This window comes from Microbacterium sp. ZW T2_14 (genome assembly GCF_044987405.1).
Classification (GTDB): domain Bacteria; phylum Actinomycetota; class Actinomycetes; order Actinomycetales; family Microbacteriaceae; genus Microbacterium.
This window is the reverse complement of record NZ_JBJDRK010000039.1, coordinates 43,072-49,862: the sequence shown is the minus strand read 5'-3', so window position 1 is coordinate 49,862 and position 6,791 is coordinate 43,072. Positions and strand designations below refer to the sequence as shown.

The window sequence follows — 6,791 nt, the reverse complement described above, 5'->3', positions numbered from 1 at the left end:
GCTGGGCGCCGGGACGCGCGCCGATCAGTACCTCGGACTCAGCGGCGGCGCGGGAGCGCGGCTGCACCGGGCCGCCGTTGAGCAGCAGCGTCCGCCGGGGCGTGCCGAACGCCTCTGCCGCGGCATCCAGCTCATGCGCCACCTGCGCGCGCAGCAGGACGTCGCTGCCGAGCAGCTCCTCGAGCTGAGCGATCTCCTTCTTGAGGTTGTCGCGCTCGGTCTCCAGCTCGATGCGGGAGAACTTCGTCAGCCGGCGCAGACGCAGCTCGAGGATGTACTCGGACTGCGCCTCGGACAGGTCGAAGACGCTCATCAGTCGCTGACGCGCCTGCTCGCCGTCGTCGGAGGTGCGGATGACCTGGATGACCTCGTCGATGTCCAGGATCGCGATGAGGAGGCCCTCGACCAGGTGCAGCCGTTCCTTGCGCCGGGTGAGGCGGTAGCGGCTGCGCCGCGTGACGACGCTGATGCGGTGGTCGAGGTAGACCCGCAGGAGCTCCCGGAGTCCGAGCGTCTGCGGCTGTCCTTCGACGAGGGCGACGTTGTTGATGCTGAACGAGTCCTCGAGCGGCGTCAGCCGGTAGAGGTGGTCGAGCACCGCCTGCGGGTCGAAGCCGGTCTTGATGCCGATGACCAGGCGCAGACCATGGTGGCGGTCGGTGAGGTCGGTGACATCTGAGATGCCCTGCAGCTTCTTGGCGTTGACGGCGTCCTTGATCTTCTCGATCACACGCTCCGGGCCGACGAGATACGGGAGCTCGGTGACGATGAGACCCGTGCGCCGCGGGCCGAGGGACTCGATCGACACCTTGGCCCGCGTGCGGAAGCTGCCGCGACCGTTCGCGTAGGCATCCTTGATGCCATCGAGACCGACGATGATGCCGCCACCGGGAAGATCGGGGCCGGGTACGAACTCCATCAGCTCTTCGACGGTCGCCTCGGGGTTGTCGAGCAGATGCGTCGCCGCGCCGACGACCTCGATGAGGTTGTGCGGGGCCATGTTCGTCGCCATGCCGACGGCGATGCCGGTCGTGCCGTTGACGAGCAGGTTGGGGAACGCCGCCGGCAGCACTTCCGGCTGCTGGAACTGGCCGTCGTAGTTCGGGATGAAGTCGACGACGTCCTCGTCGAGGTTCTCGGTCAGCGCGAGCGCCGGAGGGGCGAGACGAGCCTCGGTGTACCGGGGCGCGGCCGGCCCATCATCGAGGGAGCCGAAGTTGCCGTGTCCGTCGACCAGGGGGACCCGCAGCGAGAACGGCTGTGCGAGTCGCACCAGCGCGTCATAGATGGGGGCGTCACCGTGCGGATGCAGCTTCCCCATCACCTCGCCCACGACGCGGGCGCTCTTGACATGACCGCGGTCGGGCCGCAGGCCCATGTCGGCCATCTGGAACAGGATGCGTCGCTGCACCGGCTTCAGCCCGTCGCGCGCGTCGGGGAGCGCGCGCGAGTAGATCACCGAATAGGCGTATTCGAGGAACGACGTCTGCATCTCGGAGGAGACGTCGACGTCCTCGATGCGTCCGTGGTCGGCGGGTGAGGAATCGGTGCGGGAAGCGGGCATGTGTCGATGAAGCCTCGGGTGACGGCGGGAGCGGTGGGGCTCGGCTGCGGTGTGCGAGACTGGCCCCGATGTCCCTCAGCCTACCCGCGGACCCGCCGCGCGCCCGGAGCCTCACCCGTGTCGTGCCCGAGATGTCGGCGGCGCTGGAGGGCGGATCGGAATGGTTCGCCCCGGCGCGCAGCGCCATCGTCTGGGTGATCGACGGCCTCGGCGCGTTCAACCTCGGCGCCCGCGCCGGTCACGCCCGATTCCTCAGTGAGGCGCGCACGAAGCGCGATGCCGCCCGCACCGTCTTCCCCTCGACCACGGCGGCCGCGCTGACCAGTCTGCTCACAGGTGCCCTGCCGGGGGAGCACGGCATCGTCGGCTATCGCGCCCGCGTTCCCGGCACCGATGACGTCGTCAACATGCTGCGCGGGTGGGACACCGATGGCCTGCCGCTGTCCTTCCAGCGCTCCGCGCCGCTGTCGGCCACACTCGGGCGGCCCTTCTTCGCCGTGTCGCGCAACGAGTACGCCCGCACCGGCTTCACGGCGGCGACCCTCGGCGACGCCGAGTTCCACGGTGTCGACGACCTCGACGAACGCGTGCGCGTCGCCGCCGACCTGGCGGCGCGGCATCCGGGCTCGCTCGTCTATCTGTATGCGGCGGACCTCGACGCGGTGGGCCACAAGCGCGGCTGGGAGTCAGACGAGTGGGTGGCCGCTCTGGAACGGGTGGATGCCGCGGCCCGCCGGCTCGCGGCATCGGTCGACCGGGGCACCGGTGTCGTCGTCACCTCCGATCACGGCATGATCGACGTTCCCCGGCACCGCCACATCCTGCTCGACGACGCCGGTGACCTGCTCGACGGCGTCCGGCTCATCGGCGGCGAGCCGCGCATGCTGCAGCTGTATGCCGAACCCGGGCAGGCGGATGCCGTGCTCGCACGGTGGCGCGAGTCCGAGGCTTCCCGCTCCTGGGTCTTCTCGCGAGCCGAGCTCGCGGCATCGGGACTCATCGGCGCGGTGGACCCGGAGGTCGCCGCACGCCTCGGCGACGTGATCGTCGCCGCACGCGCGGGGATCGCCTACTACGACGACCGGCTCGCCGACAAGGCACCCCAGAAGATGGTCGGGCAGCACGGCTCGCTCACCGATGAGGAGCGCGTGGTGCCCCTCATCCGGCTCGGCGCTTTCGCCTGACCGCGCGTCAGTCCTCCGAGCGGGCGCCGAAGACGATCTCGTCCCACGACGGCATCGACGTGCGGCCCTTGCGACGGCCCGCCTCCGCGACAGCGGCAGGGGTGGGCTGGTGCTCGGATGCCGGCGGCTCGTCGTCGCCGGACGCCTCGTCGTAGCCCGGCTCGAGGGCGTCGAACAGCGCGACCGGCGCGGAAGACCGCTGCGGTGCCGCCGCTTCGTCGGCGCCCGGCAGCGGCTCGCGCTGACCACGGCGGCGGCGCAGCGCCTCGAGCAGATCGGCCGTCTCGGCCGAGGTCACGACCGTGGGCTCAGTGGCCCGCTTGATCGCGGCCTGCTGGACGGCCGGCGCGGCGGGTGCCGGGATCTCCGGCGACTCGATGTCGGCGTCGGGAAGCCCTCGCGGCCCGAAAGCGCCGCTGTCGAATCGTGAGTCATCCTTCGCCGGCACCGCGTCGAGCGCGCGCAGCCGGGGGATCAGCCCTTCGGGCAGCGCGCCCTGACGGGACAGCTGGATGGCATCGGAATTCAGCGGTGAGAGCGTGCTGCGGCGCGGATCGAAGCCCCAGCGAGCATCGTGCCCGATGTCGTTGGCCGTGAACTCCAGCTTGACGGTCCAGCCGGTCGGCGCCTTCCAGCTGGTCCACCGTTCGCCGATGGCACCGGCCTCGGCCAGCTTGGCGCGCACGGCCGAGCCGAACGTGGTCTGGCCGTCGCCCTCGAAGTCGCCGCCGAGGAGCACGGGGACCGCGAGCGCCTGGCCCACGACATGCTCGCGCTCCGCCAGTACCGGGCCTTCGAACCGGACGACATCCTCCACACGGGCGCCCAGCAGCTCGGCGACCTCCCGCGCTGACAGGCCCGAGCGGATGTGGGCCTGGATCTCGCGCGGGCTCGCGCGCGGCGTCTGCACGTCCGCATCGCGATCGCGGCCGACCTTGCGCAGCTCGCCACGCAGCACGTCGTCGACATCGAGCGAGAATCTTTCACCGGACTCGGTCGCCAGGATGAGCTTGTCGTCCTCGGTTCCGATGACCTTGAGCTGTTCCATGCGAACGCCCCCTAGTTTTCCCTCGGGCTCACGGCTGTACTTGCGCTTCGGGCTCAGAGCAGTGGTTCGCTGCCTGATCCGCCCCATCGTGTCACAGGGAAGTACGGTGATCGGGAATATCCGGCGCGTGCCGCGAGTTTCACGCGACGCACGGGGGCGACACCGCCGGACGCATTTGCGAAAAGGGGAACCGTCGTGCAAACTATCGCCGCCCGCAAGGGCGAGCGCAATCCGCGATACCCGGAAGTTGAGACGTTCACGCATGGCCACCGATTACGACGCCCCCCGCAAGACCGAGGATGACAGCGAGTCGATCGAAGCGCTCAAGGAGCGCGTCCCCGACAAGCTCTCGGGCTCGGTCGACGTGGAGGATTCCGACAACCCGTCGGGGTTCGAGCTGCCCGGCGCCGACCTGTCGGACCTCGAGCTCGACGTCGTCGTCCTCCCTCCCCAGGAGGATGAGTTCACCTGCTCGAACTGCTTCCTCGTGAAGCACCGTTCGCAGCTCGATCACGAGACCGCCGACGGCCCTATGTGCGTGGAGTGCTCCGCGTGATCTGAGCCCGCCGCACAGCGGCGGACAGTCGATCCGGCGTCCGCGAGGAGATCACCCACGCGGTCGTCGGGTCGTCGGCATCGGTCACCGGGATGACGACGAGTCCGTCGATCCCGCCCCGGATCAGATGCCACGACCGCGGGTCGAGACCCGCACCGCGCGCATGGCGCGCATCGTCGCCGAGGTGCACCTGCGGCATTCCGAGGAACTCGACGTCGATGTGAGCGCGCCCCGCGCGCAGCTCGCCGTCCCGCACCTCGACCACCGGAGCGGCTGCGATCATCAGCGCGATCAGCACCACGCCGACTGCAGCACCCACCACGAGCGCGATCGTCCGGTCGATGGGGCTGATCACGAGCGCCGCCATCGGGGCCACCAGCGCTGCCGCCACGAGGATCCAGAGCGAGGGCCCCAGTCGCTCGCGGTAATGCGGCTCCTGATGGCCGTGAGTGAGCCCGCTGCGGGCATCGGCGTGACGCATGGAGTTCTGCATTACCCTCGTTGGGTGACTGAAACGGTGGACGTCCCCATTATCGCCTCCGACGTCCCGGTGTACGCGCACCCCGGTGATGCCGGCGCCGACCTGGTCGCCGCCGAGGCGGTGCACCTCGAGCCGGGCGGCCGCGCAATGGTCGGCACCGGCGTGCGCATCGCCCTCCCCGACGGTTACGTCGCCTTCGTCGTGCCCCGGAGCGGCCTGGCCGCCAAGCACGGCATCACGATCGTCAACGCCCCCGGCACGATCGATGCCGGATATCGCGGTGAGATCAAGGTCATCCTGCTCAACACCGACCGCGAGCACGCGCACGACATCTCGGTGGGCGATCGCATCGCCCAGCTCATCGTCATGCCGGTGCCCCGCGCCGTATTCATTCCCGTGGAGACCCTGCCCGACAGCGTGCGCGGCGAGGGCGGGTTCGGCTCCACGGGCTACCAGAAGGACGGAGTCCTCGCATGACAGACCCCTCATCGGCCGACGGACCGCGCAAGGTCGCGCCCGAGGACCGCGCCAGCACCGGCCCGTTCGACGAGTCCGAGGCCAACCCGGTGCGGCCGTACATCGACCTCGGCGGCATCAAGATCCTGCCGCGCGAGGGCCTCAACCTGCGACTGGAGGTCGAGGAGCAGACCAAGCGCATCGTCGCCGTCGGTCTCGACTACTCCGGCTCGACGCTGCAGGTGCAGCCGTTCGCGGCACCCCGTTCGGCCGGCCTCTGGGAAGAGACGCGCGAGCAGATCCGTCAGCAGATCCGGCAGCAGGGCGGCCGCGTCGAGGAGCGTGAGGGCCCGCTCGGCCCCGAGCTGCTCGCCGAGGTGCCCGTCATCGCCGGACCGGACGGCACCGCGGGCAAGCGTCTCGCGCGCTTCGTCGGTGTCGACGGCCCCCGCTGGTTCCTCCGCGGCGTCATCGGCGGCGCCGCGACGTCCGACGTCGAGGCGGCTGCGGCCGTCGAGGATCTGTTCCGGTCGATCGTCGTCGTCCGCGGCGGATCTCCGATGCCGCCGCGCGATCTCATCCCGCTCCGCATGCCCGCCACGCCGGGCTCGGCGTGAGCGACGCCGCGCGCCCCGGCGACGCGGATCCCGAGCGGACCCCGGACGCTTCTGCCGACGCCGTGGAGGCGACGCCGGATGACACCGCCGCTGCGGCGTCCACGTCGGAGATGCTCGGCGCCGCGCTCGGCGGTGCCGCCCGGCGCGCCGGGCTCGACCCGGCCGAGGGCGCCAGCACCGGCCACGTCGTCTGGAAGGCGATGGGCGGCTGGCGCGGCATCCTGGAATCCGTCCTTCCCGGGGTCGTCTTCCTCGTGGCGTGGACGTTCACGTACGACGCGGACACCCGCTCCGGCAACCTGCTGCTGAGCCTCGGCCTGTCGGTCGGCCTCGCCGCCGCGTTCACGATCGTGAGGCTCATCCAGCGTCAGTCCGCGAGCGCGGCCATCGGCGGTCTGATCGCGGCCGCTGCCGCGGCCGGACTGTCGCTGTGGACGGGCAGGGGAGAGGACAGCTTCATTCCCGGCTTCCTCACGAACACGCTCTACGGCACGGCGTTCCTCGTGTCGGCGCTCGTGGGATGGCCGCTCATCGGCCTCGCGGTCGGATTCCTGATGGGGGAGGGCACGGCGTGGCGGGCAGATCGTCGCAAGCGACGCGTCTTCTTCTGGTTGTCGCTCGCGTGGGCCGCCCTCTTCGCGCTGCGCCTCATCGTGCAGCTGCCGCTCTACTTCGCGGGCGACGTGACGGCGCTCGGCACGCTCAAGCTCGTGATGGGACTGCCGCTGTTCGCACCGCTGGTCGCGGTGACGTGGCTCGCGGTGCGCGCGCTCTATCCTCGCGCGCCGAAGTGATACATTTATCTTGACATCAAGATAGTTTTCCCCCGATCCGTTAGGTCGACCTCACTAGCCGCGGGCTTCGGGGCGGGGGAAGATGGGGATG

General features: G+C 70.4%; 8 protein-coding genes. 5 read left to right on the top strand and 3 right to left on the bottom strand.

All coding sequences use genetic code 11. From position 1 onward, the window contains the following. Nucleotides 1-1,564: DNA topoisomerase (ATP-hydrolyzing) subunit A (locus ACI3KY_RS13845; protein WP_404930737.1), on the bottom strand; the 1,564-nt coding region annotated here is incomplete at its 3' end. Between the two features lie 68 nt (nucleotides 1,565-1,632). On the opposite strand from ACI3KY_RS13845, the gene ACI3KY_RS13840 reads away from it, so the two are divergent. Continuing rightward, entirely contained in the window at nucleotides 1,633-2,748 is a 1,116-nt protein-coding gene (locus ACI3KY_RS13840; protein WP_404930736.1) for an alkaline phosphatase family protein, read from the top strand. Between the two features lie 7 nt (nucleotides 2,749-2,755). On the opposite strand, the gene sepH is transcribed toward ACI3KY_RS13840, so the two are convergent. Beyond that, entirely contained in the window at nucleotides 2,756-3,796 is a 1,041-nt protein-coding gene (gene sepH, locus ACI3KY_RS13835) for a septation protein SepH (RefSeq protein WP_404930735.1), read from the bottom strand. Between the two features lie 262 nt (nucleotides 3,797-4,058). Between sepH and ACI3KY_RS13830 the strand changes: the two genes are divergently transcribed. Next, complete coding sequence (locus tag ACI3KY_RS13830) at nucleotides 4,059-4,352, top strand: DUF4193 domain-containing protein (RefSeq protein ID WP_194415375.1); 294 nt, start codon at nucleotides 4,059-4,061, stop codon at nucleotides 4,350-4,352. Here ACI3KY_RS13830 and ACI3KY_RS13825 read toward each other — a convergent pair. Beyond that, nucleotides 4,327-4,845, bottom strand: coding sequence for a DUF3093 domain-containing protein (locus ACI3KY_RS13825; protein ID WP_404930734.1), 519 nt, complete (start codon nucleotides 4,843-4,845; stop codon nucleotides 4,327-4,329). The two genes, ACI3KY_RS13830 and ACI3KY_RS13825, sit on opposite strands and share 26 nt — an antisense overlap. A gap of 12 nt (nucleotides 4,846-4,857) precedes the next feature. Here ACI3KY_RS13825 and dut point away from each other — a divergent pair, with 12 nt between their 5' ends. The 3 genes from dut to ACI3KY_RS13810 are packed head-to-tail and all read left to right on the top strand — an operon-like array spanning nucleotide 4,858 to nucleotide 6,700. Next, nucleotides 4,858-5,310, top strand: coding sequence for a dUTP diphosphatase (gene dut / locus ACI3KY_RS13820; protein WP_404930733.1), 453 nt, complete (start codon nucleotides 4,858-4,860; stop codon nucleotides 5,308-5,310). Beyond that, nucleotides 5,307-5,906 carry a DUF3710 domain-containing protein gene (locus ACI3KY_RS13815; RefSeq protein WP_404930732.1) on the top strand — a complete coding sequence of 200 codons (600 nt, stop codon included), beginning with the start codon at nucleotides 5,307-5,309 and terminating at the stop codon, nucleotides 5,904-5,906. Before dut ends, ACI3KY_RS13815 begins: the two co-directional genes overlap by 4 nt. Beyond that, entirely contained in the window at nucleotides 5,903-6,700 is a 798-nt protein-coding gene (locus ACI3KY_RS13810; RefSeq protein WP_404930731.1) for a DUF3159 domain-containing protein, read from the top strand. Before ACI3KY_RS13815 ends, ACI3KY_RS13810 begins: the two co-directional genes overlap by 4 nt. Nucleotides 6,701-6,791: the final 91 nt, after the last annotated feature.

Excerpts from the sequence above, each read along its gene's own strand:
- sepH (WP_404930735.1), bottom strand. The coding sequence starts at position 3,796 with ATGGAACAGCTCAAGGTCATCGGAACCGAGGACGACAAGCTCATCCTG.
- ACI3KY_RS13830 (WP_194415375.1), top strand. The coding sequence starts at position 4,059 with ATGGCCACCGATTACGACGCCCCCCGCAAGACCGAGGATGACAGCGAG.
- ACI3KY_RS13825 (WP_404930734.1), bottom strand. The coding sequence starts at position 4,845 with ATGCAGAACTCCATGCGTCACGCCGATGCCCGCAGCGGGCTCACTCAC.
- ACI3KY_RS13840 (WP_404930736.1), top strand. The coding sequence starts at position 1,633 with ATGTCCCTCAGCCTACCCGCGGACCCGCCGCGCGCCCGGAGCCTCACC.
- ACI3KY_RS13815 (WP_404930732.1), top strand. The coding sequence starts at position 5,307 with ATGACAGACCCCTCATCGGCCGACGGACCGCGCAAGGTCGCGCCCGAG.